General features: G+C 68.9%; 20 protein-coding genes. 7 read left to right on the top strand and 13 right to left on the bottom strand.

Annotated features, from left to right (window positions below; translation table 11 throughout):
- The first annotated feature begins 61 nt into the window (after nt 1-61).
- From EZ313_RS22370 to EZ313_RS23415, 3 genes are all read left to right on the top strand, one after another.
- Complete coding sequence (locus tag EZ313_RS22370; protein ID WP_135265536.1) at nt 62-1,423, top strand: efflux RND transporter periplasmic adaptor subunit; 1,362 nt, start codon at nt 62-64, stop codon at nt 1,421-1,423.
- A gap of 21 nt (nt 1,424-1,444) precedes the next feature.
- Entirely contained in the window at nt 1,445-4,579 is a 3,135-nt protein-coding gene (locus tag EZ313_RS22365) for an efflux RND transporter permease subunit (protein WP_135265535.1), read from the top strand.
- Between the two features lie 143 nt (nt 4,580-4,722).
- Entirely contained in the window at nt 4,723-4,872 is a 150-nt protein-coding gene (locus EZ313_RS23415; protein WP_167772706.1) for a hypothetical protein, read from the top strand.
- 36 nt (nt 4,873-4,908) lie between these two features.
- Here the strand turns inward: EZ313_RS23415 and moeA are convergent, their stop codons facing one another.
- Genes moeA through EZ313_RS22335 form a run of 6 tightly spaced genes read right to left on the bottom strand, consistent with a single transcriptional unit; the run spans nt 4,909 to nt 11,017 of the window.
- Nucleotides 4,909-6,180 (bottom strand): molybdopterin molybdotransferase MoeA, encoded by a 1,272-nt coding sequence (gene moeA / locus EZ313_RS22360; RefSeq protein ID WP_135265534.1) that lies wholly within the window; start codon nt 6,178-6,180, stop codon nt 4,909-4,911.
- On the bottom strand, nt 6,177-6,785 hold the full coding sequence (gene mobA, locus EZ313_RS22355; RefSeq protein WP_135265533.1) for a molybdenum cofactor guanylyltransferase MobA: 609 nt from the start codon (nt 6,783-6,785) through the stop codon (nt 6,177-6,179). Before mobA ends, moeA begins: the two co-directional genes overlap by 4 nt.
- 2 nt (nt 6,786-6,787) lie before the next feature.
- Nucleotides 6,788-7,903, bottom strand: coding sequence for a GTP 3',8-cyclase MoaA (moaA, locus tag EZ313_RS22350; protein WP_135265532.1), 1,116 nt, complete (start codon nt 7,901-7,903; stop codon nt 6,788-6,790).
- A gap of 43 nt (nt 7,904-7,946) precedes the next feature.
- The gene (locus tag EZ313_RS22345; protein ID WP_135265531.1) at nt 7,947-8,708 is read right to left on the bottom strand and encodes an SDR family oxidoreductase; all 762 of its coding nucleotides are present in this window, start codon (nt 8,706-8,708) and stop codon (nt 7,947-7,949) included.
- A gap of 32 nt (nt 8,709-8,740) precedes the next feature.
- Nucleotides 8,741-10,174, bottom strand: a complete 1,434-nt coding sequence (locus EZ313_RS22340) for an aldehyde dehydrogenase family protein (RefSeq protein WP_135265530.1) — start codon at nt 10,172-10,174, stop codon at nt 8,741-8,743.
- 24 nt (nt 10,175-10,198) lie between these two features.
- Entirely contained in the window at nt 10,199-11,017 is an 819-nt protein-coding gene (locus tag EZ313_RS22335; protein WP_135265529.1) for a metal-dependent hydrolase, read from the bottom strand.
- 129 nt (nt 11,018-11,146) lie between these two features.
- Here EZ313_RS22335 and EZ313_RS22330 point away from each other — a divergent pair, with 129 nt between their 5' ends.
- Complete coding sequence (locus EZ313_RS22330; RefSeq protein ID WP_205960464.1) at nt 11,147-11,725, top strand: TetR/AcrR family transcriptional regulator; 579 nt, start codon at nt 11,147-11,149, stop codon at nt 11,723-11,725.
- Nucleotides 11,726-11,768: 43 nt separating this feature from the next.
- On the opposite strand, the gene EZ313_RS22325 is transcribed toward EZ313_RS22330, so the two are convergent.
- The gene (locus EZ313_RS22325) at nt 11,769-13,922 is read right to left on the bottom strand and encodes a sodium-translocating pyrophosphatase (protein ID WP_135265528.1); all 2,154 of its coding nucleotides are present in this window, start codon (nt 13,920-13,922) and stop codon (nt 11,769-11,771) included.
- A gap of 221 nt (nt 13,923-14,143) precedes the next feature.
- Between EZ313_RS22325 and ppa the strand changes: the two genes are divergently transcribed.
- Nucleotides 14,144-14,680: an inorganic diphosphatase gene (gene ppa, locus EZ313_RS22320; protein WP_135265527.1), complete on the top strand. Its 537-nt coding sequence runs from the start codon at nt 14,144-14,146 to the stop codon at nt 14,678-14,680.
- Nucleotides 14,681-14,692: 12 nt separating this feature from the next.
- On the opposite strand, the gene EZ313_RS22315 is transcribed toward ppa, so the two are convergent.
- Nucleotides 14,693-15,874 (bottom strand): GNAT family N-acetyltransferase, encoded by a 1,182-nt coding sequence (locus EZ313_RS22315; protein WP_135265526.1) that lies wholly within the window; start codon nt 15,872-15,874, stop codon nt 14,693-14,695.
- On the opposite strand from EZ313_RS22315, the gene EZ313_RS22310 reads away from it, so the two are divergent.
- Nucleotides 15,873-17,537 (top strand): NAD+ synthase, encoded by a 1,665-nt coding sequence (locus EZ313_RS22310; RefSeq protein ID WP_135265525.1) that lies wholly within the window; start codon nt 15,873-15,875, stop codon nt 17,535-17,537. The genes EZ313_RS22315 and EZ313_RS22310 overlap by 2 nt on opposite strands.
- Before the next feature lie 19 nt (nt 17,538-17,556).
- A complete protein-coding gene (locus EZ313_RS22305) occupies nt 17,557-17,895 on the top strand; it encodes a P-II family nitrogen regulator (protein WP_135265524.1) in 339 nt (112 codons plus the stop codon).
- A gap of 27 nt (nt 17,896-17,922) precedes the next feature.
- Here EZ313_RS22305 and EZ313_RS22300 read toward each other — a convergent pair whose 3' ends face one another.
- From EZ313_RS22300 to EZ313_RS22280, 5 genes are read right to left on the bottom strand one after another with little or no spacing between them, the layout of a single operon-like run.
- Nucleotides 17,923-18,531, bottom strand: coding sequence for an LOG family protein (locus EZ313_RS22300; RefSeq protein WP_135265523.1), 609 nt, complete (start codon nt 18,529-18,531; stop codon nt 17,923-17,925).
- Nucleotides 18,532-18,544: 13 nt separating this feature from the next.
- On the bottom strand, nt 18,545-19,099 hold the full coding sequence (locus EZ313_RS22295) for an RDD family protein (protein WP_276606978.1): 555 nt from the start codon (nt 19,097-19,099) through the stop codon (nt 18,545-18,547).
- Between the two features lie 10 nt (nt 19,100-19,109).
- Nucleotides 19,110-19,793, bottom strand: coding sequence for a DUF3106 domain-containing protein (locus EZ313_RS22290; RefSeq protein ID WP_240788750.1), 684 nt, complete (start codon nt 19,791-19,793; stop codon nt 19,110-19,112).
- Between the two features lie 14 nt (nt 19,794-19,807).
- Complete coding sequence (locus EZ313_RS22285) at nt 19,808-20,227, bottom strand: DUF3619 family protein (protein WP_135265522.1); 420 nt, start codon at nt 20,225-20,227, stop codon at nt 19,808-19,810.
- Nucleotides 20,224-20,790: an RNA polymerase sigma factor gene (locus tag EZ313_RS22280; RefSeq protein WP_135265521.1), complete on the bottom strand. Its 567-nt coding sequence runs from the start codon at nt 20,788-20,790 to the stop codon at nt 20,224-20,226. Before EZ313_RS22280 ends, EZ313_RS22285 begins: the two co-directional genes overlap by 4 nt.
- Nucleotides 20,791-20,800 lie beyond the last annotated feature (10 nt).

Below are 20,800 nucleotides of genomic sequence, written 5' to 3'. Positions count from 1 at the left end.
TGCTACATTGGAGTGTTTGCATGCAATCGGCGCTCCCGCTCCCTTCCCAGGCTAGAAGTTCATGGCATCGAAGCCCCTCTACACGGTGATCGCCGTTGCCGGCATCGCGGCAGCCTCGGGCGCCGCCTGGTGGTTCCAGAACAAGCGACCCGCTCCCGAGCCCCAGGCCGCCACCGCCACAGCGCCTGCCTCTCCCGGTGCGCCCGGCGCCCCGGCCCGCCCGCCGGGGGTGGAAATCGCCCGTGTCGAGGTGATGCGCCTGACCGACGACGCCCAGGCGGTCGGCAGCCTGCGTTCGCGCCAGAGCGTCGTGGTGCGGCCCGAGGTGAGCGGCCGAGTGACCCAGCTGAACTTCCGTGACGGCCAGCGCGTGCGCAAGGGCCAGCTGCTGGTGCAACTGGACGACCAGCTGCCGCGCGCGCAGGTCGAGCAGGCCAGGGCCGAGCTGTCGATCGCCCGCGCCAACCACAAGCGCAACCAGGAGCTGGTGGCGCAGAACTTCATCAGCCAGCGCTCGGTGGACGAGAGCGCGGCCAACCTGCAGGTGGCGCAGGCCAAGCTGTCGCTGGCCGAGGCCACCGCGGCGCGGCTGCGCATCTTGGCGCCGTTCGACGGAATCGCGGGCATCCGCACCGTGAACATCGGCGACTACCTCAAGGACGGCGCCGACATCGTCAACCTCGAAGACCTGGACGCCGTGTTCGTCGACTTCCGCCTGCCCGAGCGCTTCCAGACCAAGCTGCGGCCGGGCCAGGTGGCCATGGTGCAGACCGACGCCCTGCCGGGACGCACCTGGAACGCGGTGATCCAGGCCATCGATCCGCTGGTCGATGCCAACGGCCGTTCGGTGGGCATCCGCGGCTGCATCGACAACCGCCAGCTCATGCTGCGCCCCGGCATGTTCGCCCGCATCACGGCCGTGTTCGGCGAACGCGACAACGCGCTGGTGGTGCCCGAGGAAGCCATCGTTCCCGAGGGCAACCGGCAGATGGTGGTGCGGCTGGTGGATGGCCCCGACCAGGACAGCAAGACGGCCCAGCGCGTCGAGGTCAGGACCGGCATCCGCCGCCCCGGCCGCGTCGAGATCACCGAAGGCCTGCAGCCGGGCGACGTGGTCGTCGTTGCGGGCCAGCAGCGCATCCAGCGCGACGGCATGCCGGTGCGCGTGGTCGACCTCTCGGGTGCCGGGCGCGGCGCAGGCGGCGCGGGCCGCCAGGGCGGCAACGGCGCCCAGCCGGGTGCGAACGGCGTGCCGCCGGCCGCGGCACCGGAAGCCGCTGCGCAGGGAGCCCCCGCCCGGGCTGCGGCTCCTGCGGCCATTCCGGTCTCGGCGCCGGCACGCGTATCGGGACCGAACCCCTGCCTGATGTCGCAGGCCGAGGCACCCGCGACGCGGTCCGCCTCACGCGGCCGGGCCAACTGATCGCGAGCCCGGGAGCTCCCAATGCAACTGCCCGAGATCGCGATCCGCCGCCCGGTGTTCGCCACCGTGCTGTCGCTGCTGGTGGTGCTGATCGGCGCGGTCAGCTTCAATCGGCTGCCGGTGCGCGAGTACCCCAAGATCGACGAGCCGGTCGTCACGGTCAGCGTGCGCTATCCCGGCGCCTCGGCCGAAGTCATCGAGTCTCAGGTGACCAAGCCGCTGGAGGACTCCATCGCGGGCATCGACGCGGTGGACGTGCTTTCGTCCATCAGCCGCGCCGAGCAGAGCCAGATCTCGGTGCGTTTCCGGCTCGAGAAGGACGCCGACGCCGCCGCGGCGGAGGTGCGCGACCGAACGTCCCGGGTGCGCAACCGCCTGCCGCAGGAAATCGACGAGCCGGTCATCGCCAAGGTCGAGGCCGACGCCTTCCCGGTGCTCTGGCTGGCCTTCACCAGCGACACGCTCAGCCCGCTGCAGATCAACGACCTGGTCAACCGCATCGTCAAGCCGCGGCTTCAGACGGTGACGGGCGTCGCCGACGTGCGCATCTTCGGCGAGCGCAAGTACGCGATGCGGGTCTGGCTCGATCCCGACAAGCTGGCCGGCTACCGCCTGACCACCCAGGACGTGGAAGACGCGGTGCGGCGCAGCAACCTGGAGGTGCCGGCCGGGCGCATCGAGTCGCAGCAGCGCGAGTTCAGCGTCACCTCGCAGACGGACCTGGTGCGGCCGGCCCAGTTCGGCGAGATCGTGGTCAAGAACGTCAACGGCTTCCCGGTGAAGATCCGCGACGTGGCGCGGGTCGAGGAAGCGCCCGCCGACGTGCGCAGCGGCGTGCGGCTCAACGGCAGGCAGGCGATCGGCACCGGCGTGATCCGCCAGGCGACCGCCAACCCGCTGACGCTGGCGCAGGGCGTGCGGGACATGATCCCGCAGCTCAAGCAGGACCTGCCGCCGGACGTCAACGTCGATGTCGCCAACGACAACTCGCTGTTCATCGACCGGTCGGTGCAGAACGTGTACCGCACCATCGCCGAGGCGGTGATCCTGGTGGCGCTGGTGATCTTCGTCTTCCTGCGCACGCTGCGCGCTTCGGTGATCCCGATCGTCACCATCCCGGTCAGCCTGATCGGCACCTTCGGGATGATGGCGCTGGCCGGCTTCACCATCAACACGCTCACGCTGCTGGCGCTGGTGCTGGCCATCGGCCTGGTGGTCGACGACGCCATCGTGATGCTGGAGAACATCTTCCGGCACATCGAGGAGGGGCTGGACCCGTTCTCGGCAGCCATCAAGGGCGCCCGCGAGATCGGCTTCGCGGTCATCACCATGACGCTGACGCTGGTCGCGGTGTACGCGCCGCTGGCGTTCACGCCGGGGCGCACCGGGCGGCTGTTCGTGGAGTTCGCGCTGGCGCTGGCCGGCTCGGTGCTGGTGTCGGGGTTCGTGGCGCTGACGCTCACGCCCATGATGTGTTCCAAGCTGCTGCGCCACAACCCGAAGCCCAACTTCTTCGACCGCGGCATGGAAAAGCTGCTGGTCGGCCTGTCCAAACGCTACGGCCGCACACTGCGCTGGGTGCTCACCGCGCGAGCCGGCGGCGCGGGCGGCCGGCTGCTGCAGGCGCGCTGGATCGTCATCGGCGTCATGCTGGCCAGCGCGCTGGGGATCGCGGCCGTGTGGCCGACGATGAAGTCCGAGCTCTCGCCGCTGGAGGATCGCGGCACCATCCTGGCCACCATCAATGCGCCCGACGGCGCGACGCTGGACTACACCAACCGCTATGCGCAGGAGCTGGAGCGCCTGGGGCAGCAGTACAAGGAGTTCGACCGCATCTTCGCGAGCCTGGGCAACCCGACGGTGTCGCAGGGCAGCGTGATCTACCGCGCGACACCCTGGGAAGACCGCAAGCGCACCACGCTCGAGATCGCGCGCGAACTGCAGCCCCGGGTGAGCGGCCTGCCCGGCATCAACGCCTTCATCGTCACCCCGCCGTCGCTCGGACAGGGCTTCCGGGACCGGCCGGTCAACTTCGTCATCCAGACCTCCGACAGCTACGAGAACCTCAGCCGCGTCGTGCGGGAGATGCAGGACGAGATCGCGAAGAACCCCGGCATCATCGGCGTCGACGTGGACCTGCGGCTGAACAAGCCCGAGCTGCGCATCCAGGTCGACCGCGACAAGGCGGCCGACATGGGCGTCGGCGTCGACGTGGTGGCCCGCGCGATGGAGACCCAGCTGGGCGGCCGCCAGGTCACGCGCTACAAGCGAGACGCCGAGCAGTACGACGTGATCATCCAGACCCGCGCCAGCGGCCGCAGCACGCCGGAGGACATCGACAGCATCTACGTGCGCGGCCGCAACGACACCATGATCCCGCTGTCGGCCCTCGTGAAGGTGAGCGAGAGCGTCAGCCCGCGCGAGCTCAACCACTTCGGGCAGCGGCGCTCGGCCACGATCACGGCCAACCTGTCCTCCGACTACTCGCTCGGCCAGGCGTTGCAGTTCATGGAGCAGACGGCGGCCAAGGTGCTGAAGCAGGGCTACACCACCGACCTGAACGGCACCTCGCGCGAGTTCCGCAACTCGCAGGGCGCGCTGGCCATCGTGTTCGTGCTGGCGCTGGTGTTCATCTTCCTGGTGCTGGCGGCGCAGTTCGAAAGCTTCGTCGACCCCTTCGTGATCCTGCTGTCGGTGCCGCTGTCGATGATCGGCGCGCTGCTCGCGCTCAAGTGGTCGGGCGGCTCGCTGAACGTCTACTCGCAGATCGGCCTGATCACGCTCGTGGGCCTGATCACCAAGCACGGCATCCTGATCGTGGAGTTCTCGAACCAGCTGCGCGAGCAGGGCAAGGCGCTCCTGGACGCGGTGGTCGAGGCCGCCACGCTGCGGCTGCGGCCGATCCTGATGACCACCGGCGCGATGGTGCTGGGCGCCATCCCGCTGGCGCTGTCCACCGGCGCCGGCGCGGAGAGCCGCATCCAGATCGGCTGGGTGATCGTCGGCGGGATGTCGCTGGGCACCGTGCTCACCGTGTTCGTGGTCCCGACGATGTACATGCTGTTCGCCCGCGACAAGGTGCCCGGCGCCAACAAGGCGGATGCACGCGAGGATGAGCACCGCGAGCCCATCCGCGGCGACCTCATCGCGAAGTAACCGATCCTTGCAGCCGCCGCGTTGGTGGCTCAGCGGCACGGTGGTGTCGCCGCCGTCCGACAAGCTGTGCAGTGAGGCGCTGACTCGGCCTTGTGGGCGATGCTGACGGGATGGCTCTGCCGTACCCCGGCACCATGGAGCCCATGAAGATCATTCGCTTTATCCACCTGTCGTTCGCTCAAGCGTTCTATGGTTGGGCGTTACGCGAGATCGATCCCATGCACCCCGACCTGCCCAAGCTGGTGATGCGGCGGCAGGAGCTGGCGGACCAGGCGCGGCGGATGTTCGCCTGAGGTCTTCGGCAGCGGGACGCCGCCCGGCGGCGAACGCTACAGCAGGCCTTCGAACATCATGACGTCCACCTCGTCCCCGGCGGCGACACCGCCCTGGGCGTGGTGGAGGACGATCAAGCCGTTGGCCTGAACCATCGAACTGAGCACGCCCGACCCCTGGTTGCCCGTGGTGCGCACTTCCAGCCGGCCGTCCCGGCCCGTCGACACGATTCCCCGCTGGTACTCGGTGCGCCCGGGCTTCTTGCGCATGGCTTCGACGCTGCGGGCGCGCAACAGCGGTGGCGGCGCGCAATCGCGGCAGCCCATCATGCGCAGCAGCGCGGGCCGCACGAAGGCCAGGAAGGTCACCATCACAGCGACAGGGTTGCCCGGCAGGCCGAACAGCACGGAAGAGCCGATCCGGCCGACCGCCATCGGCCGCCCCGGCCGCATGGCGATCTTCCAGAACGCCACGTCGCCCAGCTGCTTCATCATGGCCTTGGTGAAGTCGGCCTCGCCGACGCTGACACCGCCGCTGGTGATGATCGCGTCGGCTCGTGAAGCCGCGTCGCGGAAGGCCCGCTCCAGCAGCGCCGGCTGGTCGCGCACCACCCCCAGGTCGATCACCTCGCAGCCCAGCCGCGCGAGCATCCCGCGCACGGTGTAGCGGTTGCTGTCGTAGATGGCGCCCTCGCGCGCCGGCTCGCCCAGGCTGAGGATCTCGTCACCTGTCGAGAAGTAGGCGACGCGGAGGCGGCGCAAAACGGGCACGGTGGGCAGGCCCAGGCTCGCGAGCAGGCCGCACGCGGCGGGGCCCAGGCGGTCGCCTTGCAACAGCGCGGGTCGGCCGGCCGTCAGGTCCTCGCCCGCGAGGCGGCGGTTGTCGCCGCGCTGGAGCACGCCCGCCGGAATGGCGATGCGGTCTTGGCCGGCGGGCCGGGTGAATTCCTGCGGCACGACGGTGTCGAGGCCGGCCGGCATGATCGCGCCGGTCATGATCTTCACGCACTCGCCAGGGCGTACGTCGCCCTGCCAGGCCTTGCCCGCCAGCGCCGTGCCGATGACGCTGAGTTCCAGCGGCGCGCCGGCCAACAACTGCGAGCCGTCGAACGCGAAGCCGTCCATGGCCGAGTTGTCGTGCGGCGGAACGCTGATCGGCGACACCACGTCGCGGGCCAGCACGCGGTCGAGCGCCTCGCCGGTCGCGACGTCCTCGATGTCGGCCACCGGAGAAACCAGTTTCGAGAGGAATTCGCCGACGGCCGGGGCCGGCAGCGCCTGCGGGTCATAGCCCTGCAGTTCCGCGGCGATCTGCGCCAGCGTCTTCACCGCCGCTCCAGCTGTCGCAGCTCGGCCAGTGTGTTGGCGTTGAAGAAGGCTTGGGGATCATCGCCCGGCCGGTCGAACGGCACGACGACGGTGCGGTGCTGCGCAGTCCAGGCGTCGATCTTGCGGCCGCCGCCATGGGTGAACTGCACGAGGCTTTCGAGCAGGTCGCGGCGCAGGAGGCAGAACACCGGCTGCGTGCGCAGCTGGCCGTCCGCTTCCTTGGCGCTGGCCATCGCGATCTCGGCGTCCTCGCGCTCCGCGGCTTCGCCCAGGCGCTCGACCAGGTCGGCGGGGAACATCGGCGTGTCGCAGGGCACCGTCACCACCCACTCCGTCTGCGACTGCTCGAGGCCGGCGAGGAAGCCCGCCAGCGGTCCGGCGAAGTCGGGCAGGGCGTCCGGCCAGACCGGCACGCCGAACGATTCGTACGCGGCCAGGTTGCGGTTGGCATTGACCATCGCCTCGCCCACCTGAACCTGCAGCCGCAGCAATGTGTGCAGCGCGAGCGGCACGCCGTTGAAGTTCTGCAGGCCCTTGTCGACCCCGCCCATGCGCGAGCCGCGGCCGCCCGCGAGCACGACTCCGGTGACTTCTTCCCGATGCATCCTCAACCGCCGATGTAGCTCATTTCGACGCGCTTGCGGCCCTTGCCGGCGTCGGGGGGCAGCTGGCTGCGCAGCTGCGAATAACGGTCCGCCCGGCCGTGCCAGATGTGGGCGATGGCCGAGGCGAGCTGTTCGTCGCTGGCGCCGCCGCGCACCAGCGCGCGCAGGTCGTGGCCCTGGTCGGCGAACAGGCACAGGTACAGGCGGCCCTCGGTGGACAGCCGCGCGCGGTTGCAGGTGCCGCAGAACGCCTGCGTCACGCTGCTGATCACGCCGATCTCGCCGGCGCCGTCCTCGTACGCCCAGCGCTCGGCGGTCTCCCCGGGCGCCGTGGGCTCCAGGGCGCGCAGCGGAAAGACCTCCTGAAGACGCTGCACGACATCGGCCGAGGGCAGGACTTCGTCCATCCGCCAGCCGTTGGTGGCGCCCACGTCCATGTACTCGATGAAGCGAAGCACGATGCCGGTGCCGCGGAAGTGGCGCGCCATCGGCACGATCTCGTGCTCGTTGGTGCCGCGCTTGACCACCATGTTCACCTTGAGCGGACCGAGGCCCGCGGCCGCGGCCGCTTCGAGGCCGCGCAGCACCTCGGCCACCGGGAAATCGACGTCGTTCATGCGGCGGAACACCGCGTCGTCCAGGCCGTCCAGACTCACCGTCACGCGGCGCAGGCCCGCCTGCTTGAGTGCCGCGGCCTTGCGGGCCAGCAGCGAACCGTTGGTGGTCAGGGCCAGTTCCACCGGCTCGCCTTCCACGGTGCGCAGCTGCGAGAGCTGCTCGATGAGGATTTCGATGTTCTTGCGCAGCAGCGGCTCGCCGCCGGTGAGGCGGATCTTGTGCACGCCGTGGGCGACGAACTGCCGGGCGAGGCGGGTGATCTCCTCGAAGGTCAGCAGTTCGGCGTGCGGCAGGTACGGGTAGTCCTTGCCGAACACCTCCTTGGGCATGCAGTAGCTGCAGCGGAAGTTGCAGCGGTCGGTGACGCTGATGCGCAGGTCGCGCAGCGGGCGCGCCAGCGAGTCGCGCAGCTGGCCGGTCGCCGGGACGGGCTCGGCCGGGATGCGCGCCGTCAGCGCCGCGGTGCGCTGGTCGACGAGGGGAATGACGCGTTCTGCCACGACGCAATTGTGCCGCAGCGCTCATCCATCCCGGCAGCGGGGGTTAGACGCAGCGGGCGCCGTCCACCTCGATGCAGACGCCGGAGATGAACGCGGCCTCATCGCTGGCGAGATAGAGCGCGGCATTGGCCACGTCGAGCGCCGTCGAGAAGCGGCCGAGCGGGATGGTCGCCAGGAACCTGGCCTTGCGCGCCTCGTCCACGGGGCCGCCGGCGAACTCGGCCGAGAGGCCGGTGTCGGGGTTGAACACCGGGTTGATGCAGTTCACGCGGATGTTGTCCGGGCCGAACTCGGCGGCCAGGGACTTGCTGGTCGTGATGACCGCGCCCTTCGAGCCGTTGTACCAGGTGAGCCCCGGGCGCGGCCGGATGCCGGCGGTGGAGGCGATGTTGATGAAGACGCCGCCCTTGTTGGCGCGGAACACCGGCACCGCATGGATCGTGGAGAGGTAGATGCTCTTCACGTTGATCGCGTAGACGCGGTCGAACTCCTCCTCGCTCACTTCCAGCGCGGGGCGGTTGCGGTGCGTCCAGCCGGCGTTGTTGACCATGACGTCGAGCTTGCCGTGCCGCTCGACGGCGGCCTGCACCAGCGCCTTCATCTCGGCCGACTTCGTCACGTCGGCGGCAAAGAAGGACGCCCGCCCGCCCTGGCCCTTGATCGCCGCCACCACCTTCTCGCCGAGCGCGGCATTGATGTCGTTGACCAGCACCTGCGCGCCTTCCTGCGCCAGCCGCCTGGCGATGCCCTCGCCGATGCCCTGGCCGGCGCCCGTCACGATGATGGACTTGTCCTTGACTCGCATGTTCGTCTCTCCTGGGTTCTTCGTTCTTGCGTTCAGCCGTGGCGGATGGCGACCGTCTTGAGGGTGGTGAAGCCGTACAGCGCCTCGAAGCCTTTCTCGCGGCCGTAGCCCGAGGACTTCACGCCGCCGAAAGGCAGTTCGACGCCGCCGCCCGCGCCGTAGTTGTTGATGAACACCTGGCCGCTCTTGACGCGCTTGGCCATGCGCAGCTGCCGGCCGCCGTCGCGCGTCCAGATGCCGGCCACCAGGCCGAAGTGGGTGGAATTGGCCAGCTGCACGGCGTGGTCCTCGTCCTTGAACGCCATCGCCGCCAGCACGGGGCCGAACACTTCCTCCTGTGCGAGGCGGTGCGTGATCGGCACGTCACGCAGCAGCGTGGGCGCCTGGTAGTAGCCGGTGTCCGGCGCCTCGTCGACGATCTGCCCCTGCGCCACCATCGGGATGCTGGCGTGCTGCGCATCCGAGAGGAAATCCCAGACGCGCTGCTGCTGGGTGGCGCGGATCAGCGGGCCGACGTCCAGGTCCATCCTGGCGGGGCCGACGCGCAGGTTGGCGAAAGCGCCTCCGAGGCGATCGAGCAGCGGTTCATAGATCGACTGCTGCACCAGCAGGCGCGAGCCGGCCGAGCAGGTCTGGCCGGCGTTCTGCACGATGGCGTTGATCACCGTGGGGAGGGCGGCATCGAGGTCGGCATCGTCGAAGATGATCTGCGGGCTCTTGCCGCCCAGCTCCAGCGTCACGGGGCAGTGGCGCTCGGCCGCGGCCTGCTGGATCAGCGTGCCCACGCGCGGGCTGCCGGTGAAGCTGATGTGGTCGATGCCTTGGTGACGCGCGAGCGCCTCGCCGACCTCATGGCCGAACCCCGTGACGATGTTGATCGCGCCGGCCGGGAAGCCGCATTCGGCCGCGAGTTGCGCCACGCGAATGAGCGACAGGCACGCGTCCTCCGACGGCTTGACGACGCAGACGTTCCCGGCGGCCAGCGCGCCGCCGACGCTGCGGCCGAAGATCTGCATCGGGTAGTTCCACGGGATGATGTGGCCGGTGACGCCGTGCGGCTCGCGCCAGGTGAGCACGCTGTAGCCGTCCTGGTAGGGGATGGTGTCGCCGTGCAGCTTGTCGCAGGCGCCGGCGTAGAACTCGAAGTAGCGCACCAGCGCCAGCGCATCGGCGCGGGCCTGCTTGGTCGGCTTGCCGCAGTCGCGCTGCTCGATGGCGGCCAGTTCGTCGGCATGTTCCGCGACCTTGAACGACAGCCGCATCAGCAGGCGGCCGCGCTCGGCGCCGCTCAGGCGGCTCCAGACGCTGTCGTAGCACTTGCGCGCGGCCTGCACCGCCCGGTCGATGTCCTCGGGCGAGCCGCGCTGCAGTTCATCGAACGGCTGTCCGTCCGAAGGGTCGATCACGGGGATGGTGCGGCCGGAGGAGGACCGCACGCCTTCATTGCCGATGTGGTGGAGCTGCATGCCGCGATTTTGCGGCATGCGCGCTCACTGGCCGACGAGGGCGAAGCGCTCGCGGTTGGCGGCCAGCCAGCGCTGCGATGCCGAGCTGTCGTGCTGGCTCGGGTGGAAGTCGCGCCGCAGGTAGTCCTTCCAGGGACGGAAGGTCTGGCGCACGAGGCCGCGGCGGCCGAACAGGTAAGACGCCGCGCTCTTCCAGGTGCTCCACTTCCACAGCGTGCCGTCCTGCCGCAGGTTGCTGATCGTCTGCCGCAGCGTGTCCCCCAGGAAGAAGATGGTCACGCGGCGGAACCAGCGCATCCGCCATTCGTGGTCGCCGCCGAGGGCCTGGTACAGGTCGAACGCCGTGCTCTTGTGCTCGGATTCCTCCGAGCTGTGCCAGAGCCAGAGGGTCGCCAGGCGCGGGTCGCGGTCGCCCAGCAGGTCGGCGTTGTGCAGCATCCAGTCGGCCAGGATGGCGGTGAAGTGCTCGTTGGCGGCGGTGATCCCCAGCCAGTGGCGCACGTCGGCGCCTTCCATCAGCTGGAGCCGCTCGCGCGCGCGAGGCTCCCAGTGGTTCACCAGCCCGAGCTTTTCCAGATGGGCGTTATAGAGACTGTGCAGGCGCCGGTGCGTGGCCTCCTGGCCGATGAAGCCCTGCACCTCGGCGCGAAAGCGCTCCTGCTTTTCTGCCGGCAGCGCCTTGAAGCCGTTGCGCACCGAGTCGATGAAGAACTGCTCCCCGACGGGGAAGCTCATCGAGAGCGCGTTGAACAGCGCGCTGCGGAAGGCGTCGCCTGCGCACCAGTGGCGCTCGATGGGCGCCTCCATGTCGACGAGGAGGCGGCGGACGACAAGGTCGGTCATGGCGCTGTTTTCGAGGATGGCAAAGCTGTGGCGCCGGCGGCACCGAGCGCGGAATGATGGTTGCGAGGTTTGGTACTGTCAAGTACCAAAGACCTGTGAGCGCCCCCATTCGCTGGACACAATGCCCTGATGGCCGAGCCCGACTTCCTGATCCCCGAGCACCGCAGCCGCCTCCTGGAAGGCATGGCGCGTGCGGTCGCGGCCAAGGGCTATGCCGCCACGACGATCGCCGACATCGTGCGCGAGGCCAGCGTCTCGCGGCGCACCTTCTACGAGCACTTCCAGTCCAAGTCCGAGTGCCTCGTCGCGCTGTACGAAGCCGCGAGCCACAACGCGCTCAAGGTGCTGCGTGCCGCGATCGATCCCGCCCACCCGTGGCAGACGCAGGTGGAGCAGGCGCTCGCCGCGTACTTCGCGGGATTGGCGTCCAACCCGCTGCTGATGCGCACGCTCTACATCGAGATCCTCGGACTCGGGCCCGAAGGCCTCGCGGCGCGCCGCCGGGTCAATCGGGAGATCGCCTCGTTCATGCTCGACGTGGTGAACGGCGCCTCGCCCGAGAAGCCGCTCTCGCCTCAGATGGCGATGGCCGTGGTGGGCGGCATCAACGAGCTGGTGCTCGAATACATCGAGCGGGATGACGAGGAGCGACTGGCCGAACTGGTCGCACCGGCGGCGCAACTGGTGCACGCCGTGACAGGCAAATGAAAAAGGCCCGCCGGAGCGGGCCTTCCTTGCGGCTTGCGGGGGCTTACTTGCCCGTGCTCGCCGGCGTGGCCGGAGCCGCCGCCGTGGCGGCGGCCGGTGCCGCTTGCGGAGCGCCCGTCGCGTTCGCATCGCCGCTGTGGAACTTCACCACCAGCGGCACGATGAGCAGCGCCACGATGTTGATGATCTTGATCAGCGGGTTGACGGCGGGGCCGGCGGTGTCCTTGTAGGGATCGCCCACCGTGTCACCGGTGACCGCGGCCTTGTGGGCTTCAGAGCCCTTGCCGCCGTGGTTGCCGTCCTCGATGTACTTCTTGGCGTTGTCCCAGGCGCCGCCGCCCGTGCACATGGAGATGGCGACGAACAGGCCGGTGACGATGGTGCCCATCAGCAGGCCGCCCAGCGCCTTGGGGCCGAGGATCAGGCCGACCAGGATCGGCACCACCACCGGCAGCAGCGACGGGATGATCATCTCCTTGATCGCCGCCGTCGTCAGCATGTCCACCGCCCTGCCGTACTCGGGCTTGGCCGTGCCTTCCATGATGCCCTTGATGGTGCTGAACTGGCGCCGCACTTCCACCACCACCGCGCCGGCGGCGCGGCCGACAGCTTCCATCGCCATCGCGCCGAACAGGTAGGGGACGAGGCCGCCGATGAACAGGCCCACGATCACCATCGGGTCGGACAGGTCGAAGCTGATCGCCCGGCCGTAGCCTTCCAGCTTGTGCGTGTAGTCGGCAAAGAGCACCAGCGCGGCGAGGCCGGCCGAGCCGATCGCATAGCCCTTGGTGACGGCCTTGGTCGTGTTGCCGACGGCGTCCAGCGGGTCGGTGATGTCACGCACGGAAGAGGGCATGTCGCTCATCTCCGCGATGCCGCCGGCGTTGTCGGTGATCGGGCCATAGGCGTCCAGTGCCACGATGATGCCGGCCATGCTCAGCATGGCGGTGGCCGCGACGGCGATGCCGTACAGGCCGGCCAGCCAGTAGGCCGCGATGATCGCCATGCAGACGAAGAGCACCGGCCACGCGGTGGAGCGCATCGACACACCCAGGCCCGCGATGATGTTGGTGCCGTGGCCGGTGGTGGAGGCTTGCGCGATGTGGCGCACCGGCGAGTACTGCGTGCCGGTGTAGAACTCGGTGATCCAGACCAGCAGGCCGGTGAGGATGAGGCCGACGGCGCAGGCGCCGAAGAGGCGGATCTGCGAACCGGTGGACGTGATCGCGTTGTCCGGCATCAGCCACACGGTCACGCCGTAGAAGGCGATCAGCGACAGGAGGCCCGACACGGCCAGGCCCTTGTAGAGCGCCGGCATTACGTTCGTCATCCCGGGGCGGGCCTTCACGAAGAAGCAGCCGATGATGGAAGCGATGATGGACACGGCGCCCAGCGCCAGCGGGTACAGCACGGCCTGGCCGGCGGCGGCGCCGACGAGCAGCGCGCCCAGCACCATGGTGGCGATCAGCGTCACGGCGTAGGTCTCGAACAGGTCGGCCGCCATGCCGGCGCAGTCGCCGACGTTGTCGCCCACGTTGTCGGCGATCACGGCCGGGTTGCGCGGATCGTCCTCGGGGATGCCGGCTTCCACCTTGCCCACCAGGTCCGCGCCGACGTCGGCGCCCTTGGTGAAGATGCCGCCGCCCAGGCGCGCGAAGATCGAGATCAGCGAGGAGCCGAAGGCGAAGCCGATCAGCGGGTTGAGCAGGTTGGCCAGCTTGACGTCCGGCGTCAGGCGGCCGTTGCCCACCAGGAACCAGTAGAAGGCCGTCACGCCCAGCAGGCCCAGGCCCACCACCAGCATGCCGGTGATGGCGCCGCCGCGGAAGGCGACATCCAGCGCCGGGCCGATGCCGCGCGTGGCCGCCTGCGCGGTGCGCACGTTGGCGCGCACCGAGACGTTCATGCCGATGAAGCCGCAGGCGCCGGAGAGGATGGCGCCGATCAGGAAGCCGACGGCCGTCTGCGTGTCGAGGAAGATGCCGATGAGGATGGCGAGCACCACGCCGACGATGGCGATGGTCTTGTACTGCCGCGCCAGGTAGGCTGCCGCGCCCGTCTGGATCGCTGCCGCGATCTCCTGCATCCTGGGATTGCCGGCGTCCTGCCGCAGGATCCAGCCGCGGGCCCAGAACCCGTAAGCCACGGCCGCCAGGCCGCACACGAGCGCCAGTATCAGCGCCGAGTTGCCATTCATTTCTTCATCTCCGATCCGTTGTTTGCTTGGAGGAGGCGACGCTGCGGTGCCCCCGCTGCGTTGCTTCCTCGTGGCTCCCAACGACCGGGAGACGATTGGCCAACCCGCGGAATATATCGGCAAACGATGACGCCCCCGTGGCGCTGTTGCTGAGATGCAAGGGTCGCGAAAGTAGAATCAGGGTTAATCCCGAGCTTCCTTTTTCTTACCGGACCCGATCCATGTCCCTCGACAACGTCACGCCCGGCCGCCAGGCCCCCGATGCGTTCAACGTGATCATCGAAATCCCGATGAACGCCGACCCCGTGAAGTACGAGGTGGACAAGGAGACCGGCGCCATCTTCGTGGACCGCTTCATGAGCACGTCCATGCACTACCCGACCAACTACGGCTACGTGCCCAGGACCATCAGCGGCGACGGCGACCCGGTCGACGTGCTGGTGATCACGCCGGTGCCGCTGATCCCGGGCGTGGTGGTCAGCTGCCGCCCACTGGGCATCCTGAAGATGGAAGACGAAGCCGGCGACGACGCCAAGGTGCTGGCCGTGCCGGTCGACAAGGTGCTTCCGATCTACACGCACTGGCAGAAGCCGGAAGACCTCAACCCGATGCGGTTGAAGGCCATCGCGCACTTCTTCGAGCACTACAAGGACCTCGAGCCGAACAAGTGGGTCAAGGTGCTGGGCTGGGAAGGGCCGGACGCGGCCCGCAAGGAAATCGTCGAAGGCATGGAGAACTACCGCAAGGCCCAGCGCTGACGCGGCGCGCGCTCAGCCGCCCGGCTGCCGGAACGGCGAGCGCGCCTCCAGGTGCTCGAGGTAGTGCTCGATGCCCTGGCCCTCGCGTTCCAGGAAACGCTCCACCGCCTCGGCGAAGGACGGATGCGCCAGCCAGTGCGCGCTGTGCGTCTTCACCGGCATGAGCGCGCGGGCCATCTTGTGCTCGCCCTGCGCGCCGCCCTCGAAGCGACCGACGCCGTTTTCGATGCACCACTGCAGCGGCTGGTAGTAGCAGGCCTCGAAGTGCAGGCAGTCCACGCGCTCCAGCGCGCCCCAGTAGCGCCCGTACGCCGCCGCGGGCGAGGCGCTGTCGTCTGAAAGCGCGATCAGGCTGGATGCGATGTCGCGCCCGCCGCGCTGCGCGACGAACAGCAGCCAGTGCTGCGGCAGGTCGCGGGCCATTCGCCGGAAGAAGTCCCTCTTCAGGTAGGGCGGGTTGCCGTGCTCGCGGTAGGTGCGGTCGTAGCAACGGTAGAAGAAATCCCAGTCGGCTTCGCGGATCGCGTTGCCGCGAAGCGCGCGAAAGCGCACGTCGGCCTCGGCCACCTTGCGCCGCTCCTGCCGGATCTTCTTGCGCTTGTCCTGCGCCAGGCTGGCGAGGAAGTCGTCGAAGCCGGCCCAGCCCTGCGCCAGCCAGTGGAACTGGACCGTGTGGCGCGCCATCAGCCCGGCGTGCGCGCAAGCCGCGACATCGTCGTCGGACAGGAACAGCAGGTGCAGTGAGGAGAGCTCGTTCTGGCGGCACAGCGCGAGCAGGATGTCCACGAGTGCGCGTCTCGAAGCCGCATCGCGCGCCAGCAGGCGCGAGCCCGGCACGGGCGTGAACGGCACGGCCACAAGGCCCTTGGGGTAGTACGACAGGCCGTGCTGCTCGTACGCGTTCGCCCACGCCCAGTCGAACACGTACTCGCCGTAGGAATGGCTTTTCAGGTAGAGCGCGCAGGCCGCGTGCAACTCATCGCCGCGCCACAGCGTGGCGAAGCTGGGCTGCCAGCCGCTCTTGACCGTGGCGCTGCCGCTTTCGTGCAACGCGGACAGGTACTCGTGGCGCAGGAAGGGCGTGGGCAGGTCCTGCGAAGCCAGCAATTCGTTCCACGCTTTCGCGGGCAGCTCACCCGGAGCGCCGCAGAGGCGGATGACATAATCGTCCGGCTGTTTTCGCACTGCTGACATGGCCCTTCAAATCTGCATCGCCCAGCTCAACTACGTTGTGGGCGACATGCCGGGCAACGCTCAGAAGATCATCGACGCGGCGCGCACCGCCTACGGCCAGGGATCGCGGCTGGTCGTCACGCCCGAACTCTCCCTGTGCGGCTATCCGGCCGAGGACCTGCACCTGCGTCCGGCGTTCACCGCGGCCTGCGATGATGCCGTCAAAACCGTGGCCCGCGAACTCGCGGGGTTGAAGGGCCTGCACGTCGTCGTCGGCCATCCCATGGGCGGCGACGTTCGCAGCAAATCGGTGCAGGTTCAGCGGCGGCTCAATGCGGCCAGCGTCATCAGCGAAGGCCGAGTGCTCGAGACCTACGCCAAGCGCGAGCTGCCCAATTACCAGGTGTTCGACGAGAGGCGCTACTTCACGCCTGGCAAGGGCACCTGCGTGTTCCACGTCGAGGGCCTGAACATCGGACTGCTGATCTGCGAGGACGCCTGGTTCGACGAGCCGGCCCTGCTGGCCAAGGAAGCGGGCGCGGAGCTGCTGGTCGTCACCAACGCATCGCCGTTCCACGTCGGCAAGGGCGGCGAGCGCGTGGCGCGCATGGCCTATCGCGCCAATGCCGTGGGCCTGCCCGTGGTCTATGCGCATTTCGTCGGCGGGCAGGACGAGGTGGTGTTCGACGGCGGCTCGTTCGCCGTCGATGCGGCGGGCACGCTCGTCGGCCGCGCGCCCGGTTTCAAGGAAGACCTTTTCACTGTCACGGTGGAACAGGGCGCCAGCGCGTTGGTGCTGAACGCACCGATGGCCCCTGCGCGCGAGCCCGAGGCCGAGCTGTGGGATGCGCTCGTGCTCGGCGTGCGCGACTACATCCTCAAGAACGGTTTCCCGGGCGTGCTGCTGGGGCTTTCGGGCGGCATCGATTCGGCGCTGGTGCTGGCCATCGCGGTCGACGCGCTCGGCAAGGACAAGGTGCGGGCGGTGATGATGCCCTCGCCGTACACCGCCAACATTTCGCTGGACGATGCGCGCGAGATGGCCCGCCGGCTCGGGGTGCGCTACGACGAGATCTCGATCACGCCGCAGTTCGAAGCATTCAAGGCGGCGCTCGCCAAGGAGTTCACCGGGCTGCCCGAGGACACGACGGAAGAGAACATCCAGGCGCGCATCCGCGGCGTGCTGCTGATGGCGCTGTCCAACAAGTTCGGCAGCATCGTCCTGACCACGGGCAACAAGAGCGAGATGGCCACCGGCTACTGCACGCTGTACGGCGACATGGCCGGCGGCTTCGCGGTCATCAAGGACGTGCTCAAGACCTCGGTCTTCAAGCTGGCGCGCTGGCGCAATGCGAACGATCCGTACGGCACGGGCGCCGATCCCATCCCCGACCGCATCATCACGCGGCCGCCCAGCGCCGAACTGCGGCCCGACCAGGTCGACCAGGACAGCCTGCCGCCGTACGAGATCCTCGACGCGATCCTGGCGCGCTACATGGAGAACGACGAAGGCGTGGAGCAGATCGTGGCGCAAGGCTTCGACCGTGCGGTGGTCGAGCGCGTCGCGCGGCTGGTGCGGATCAACGAGTACAAGCGGCGGCAGGCGCCGGTGGGCATCCGCGTGACGCACCGCGGCTTCGGCAAGGATTGGCGCTATCCTATTACCGGCAAGTTCCGCGCCTAGGGCCGCAGAGGAAGAACACATGAAACAGATCACCGCCGTCGTCAAGCCGTTCAAGCTGGAGGAAGTGCGCGAGGCGCTGGCCGAGTGCGGCGTCACCGGCCTGACGGTTACGGAGGTCAAGGGTTTCGGGCGGCAGAAGGGCCACACGGAGCTCTATCGCGGCGCCGAGTACGTGGTGGACTTCCTGCCGAAGGTGAAGGTGGAAGTCGTGGTCAAGGACGACGACGTGGAGCGCTGCGTCGACGCCATCGTCAAGGCCGCCCGCACCGGCAAGATCGGCGACGGCAAGATCTTCGTCACCAGCGTGGAGCGGGTCGTGCGCATCCGCACCGGCGAGACCGACGAATCGGCGGTCTGATCGGGCGCGACGCAGCCCGCGCCGCCTTCAGATCTGCGACAGATCCTGCGCCGAAGGCGCGGTCGAGCCGTCCACCAGCGATTGCAGCAGCGCCCCGGGCTCGGTGCCTACCTGCACCAGGTCCATCTGCCAGCCGTTCATGAAGCCCTGGCGCACGCTCTGCTGCAGGAACTGCAGCAGCGGTCCGTAATAGCCGGCCGTGTCCAGGATGCCGACCGGCTTGTCGTGGTAGCCCAGCTGCCGCCACGTCCAGACCTCGAACAGCTCCTCGAACGTTCCGATGCCGCCGGCCAGCGCGAGGAAGGCGCCAGCCCGCTCGGCCATCATGCGCTTGCGGTCGTGCATGCTGTCGACGACGTGCAGCTCGGTGCAATCCCGCTTGGCCCATTCTTTCTCGACCAGCGCCTGCGGGATCACGCCGATGACGGCGCCGCCCGCTTCAAGCGTGGCGTCGGCGACGGTGCCCATCAGCCCGTTGTGGCCGCCGCCGTAGACCAGCTGGCCGCCGCGGCTACCGATCCAGCGGCCGACATCGCGCGCGGCTTGCACGAACGGCTCGGCCACGCCGTTGCGCGAGCCGCAGTAGACACAGATCGAGAACGGCGGGTTCGAAGGAGCTTGGGTCGGCCGGGACATGGGCGCGGATTGTCTACGACGCGCGCGGCGACGGTGGCGGCGCTTCGACCAGCCGCGTGCCGGCCAGCGCGTCGTGCCAGAACTGCCGCTCCGGGTGGAAGCGCGAGAGGAGCGCCCAGATCGCGACCCAGCCAATGAACACGACGAACACCGGGCCGACGGCGATGCGGTGCGTCTGGAAGGCGGCCAGCGGCGGCAGCAGCCACAGGTAGCTGAACACGTAGCGCATGAGCGCGCGCAAGGGCCGCACGCGCTGGCCGTATCGGTCGACCACGCGGATGCGCCACGTCTTCATCGCGAGCGTCTGCCCCTTCGACCAGAACCAGACGAAGTAGGCGGCCAGCACGGCGAACAGGAATGCGATCAGTCCCTGCCGGTTGTCCAGCCCGTGCCGCATCTGGGTGGCAACGCTGAACAGCAGCCCGGCCGGCACCACGACGCCGAACATCAGGACGCCTTCGTAGAGCCAGCAGGCCATGCGGCGAGGCAGGGGCGGTGCGATGAGCGATGCGCGCGAGGGCGGCACGGCAGCGGCCGCGCCGCCGGGCGCTCTCGGCGGTGGGGTCATGAGGCGGAGACTAGTTGGCGGTGCCCGCCGGGGGCGCCGGCATCGGCTGCGGTGGGTCAGCGGCGCCCGACGCGATGCGCGGAGGCTTGCTGGATCGCCTCTCGGCCCGGGGCACGTTGGTGAGCTTTTCGGCGGGGACGGGTTTGACGGCTGCGGCCGTGGGCGGCGTGCGCGCGTTGGCGCCGGCGGCGAGCTTGCGCTTTTCCTCTTCGGAGAGGGCCTGGTACGCCTCCCACTTGGCCTTCTTGTCGTCCGGCGACACGCCCTGGGTCTGGCCGAAGTTCAGCCGGGCCTGGGTGCGCTGCTGCGGACTGAGCGCCGCCCACTCGCTCATGCGGCTGTGCAGCTTGGCCTGCTCCTGCGGCGACATCCCCGCGTAGTTGCGCGACAGGGCGATCCACTTGCGCTTGTGCGGCTCGGTCAACGTGGCCCACGTGCCCGCGAGCGGCTGCAGCGCAACCCGCTGCTGGGGACTGAGCTCGTTCCATGCCGGGCCTGCGCCGGGGGCTTGCGCGACGCGCGTGCCCTGGGCTCGGGCAGGAGCCGAGGAAGCGGCGGCGGCTCCCGCGGTTTGGGGGGCAGGCGGGGCAGCCTGGATGGGACACCACAGCAGGACTGCGGCCGTGGCCAGGGCGGCGCGGCACGCGCGAGGGAGGGGGGCGGCGAACCGCGCGCCGAAACGGAGCCCGTTCATGCGAGGCTCCCCGGTCAACGGCTGGTCTTGAGGAACTGGACGAAGCCCGGATCGGCGTAAGCGGCCGGAGGCAGGTCGTCGGTGAGGATGGCGGCGTCAACCTCCGCAACCTCGCTGGCGCGGCGCTCGTTCTGGATGACGTGGATCGTCACCAGGCCGGCGGCCAGCACGATGATCGGCAGGGCCAGGCCGATGCGGTGCCACAGGCTGACATGCTCGTCGCCGGCCAATGCGGCCTGGCCGCCGGAAACGGATACCGAGCGGGCGGCCTGCAGGACCGACTGGCGCCGGGCCAGCGCCTGCACCCGCGCGGCGCGCAGGCGTTCGGTGATGTCGTGCGGAAGCTCTTCCGCGCCGGCGTTCAGGCGAGCCGCGATGCGACGGCCGAACTGGTCCTGGCGGGCGAGCGCCACGGCGGGGCTGATGCTGTTCATGGTTGTAATCCCTTTGCCTTCAGTGCTTTGCTGAGGGCCTGGACCGCGCGGGAGCAGTGCGTCTTGACACTGCCTTCCGAACAGCCCATGGCCGCCGCCGTTTCGGCCACGTCCATATCCTCCCAGTAACGCATGAGGAATGCTTCACGTTGACGGGCGGGAAGACCCTGGATCTGTACCTCGATCTCGCGCAGCACCTGCGCGCGCCGGGTGGAGTCCTCGGCACTCTCCGCCTGCTGTGAGTTCTCCAAGGCCGTGTAAGTTTCCAGCAGGTCGAATTCTCCGTCGTCGGTGGACGACTCGAAGTCGCTCATGTTGGAGAACAGCGCGTTGCGCGTCTTCTGCCGGCGGAAAAAGTCCAGCGTGCAGTTGGACAGGATGCGCTGGAAGAGCATCGGGAGCTCCGCCGGCGGTTTGTCGCCGTAGTGCTCCGCCAGCTTCATCATGCTTTCCTGGACGATGTCCAGCGCAGCTTCCTCGTCGCGGACGTGGTAGACGGAGCGCTTGAAGGCCCGCTTTTCGACGCTCTTGAGAAAGTCGGAGAGTTCTCGTTCGGTGGCCAAGTGGGACGGG

The sequence above is a fragment of the Ramlibacter henchirensis genome (assembly GCF_004682015.1).
In the GTDB taxonomy this organism is placed as follows: Bacteria; Pseudomonadota; Gammaproteobacteria; order Burkholderiales; family Burkholderiaceae_C; genus Ramlibacter; species Ramlibacter henchirensis.
The sequence above is the reverse complement of the archived record's forward strand: the minus strand, read 5'-3'. Positions and strand labels throughout refer to the sequence as shown.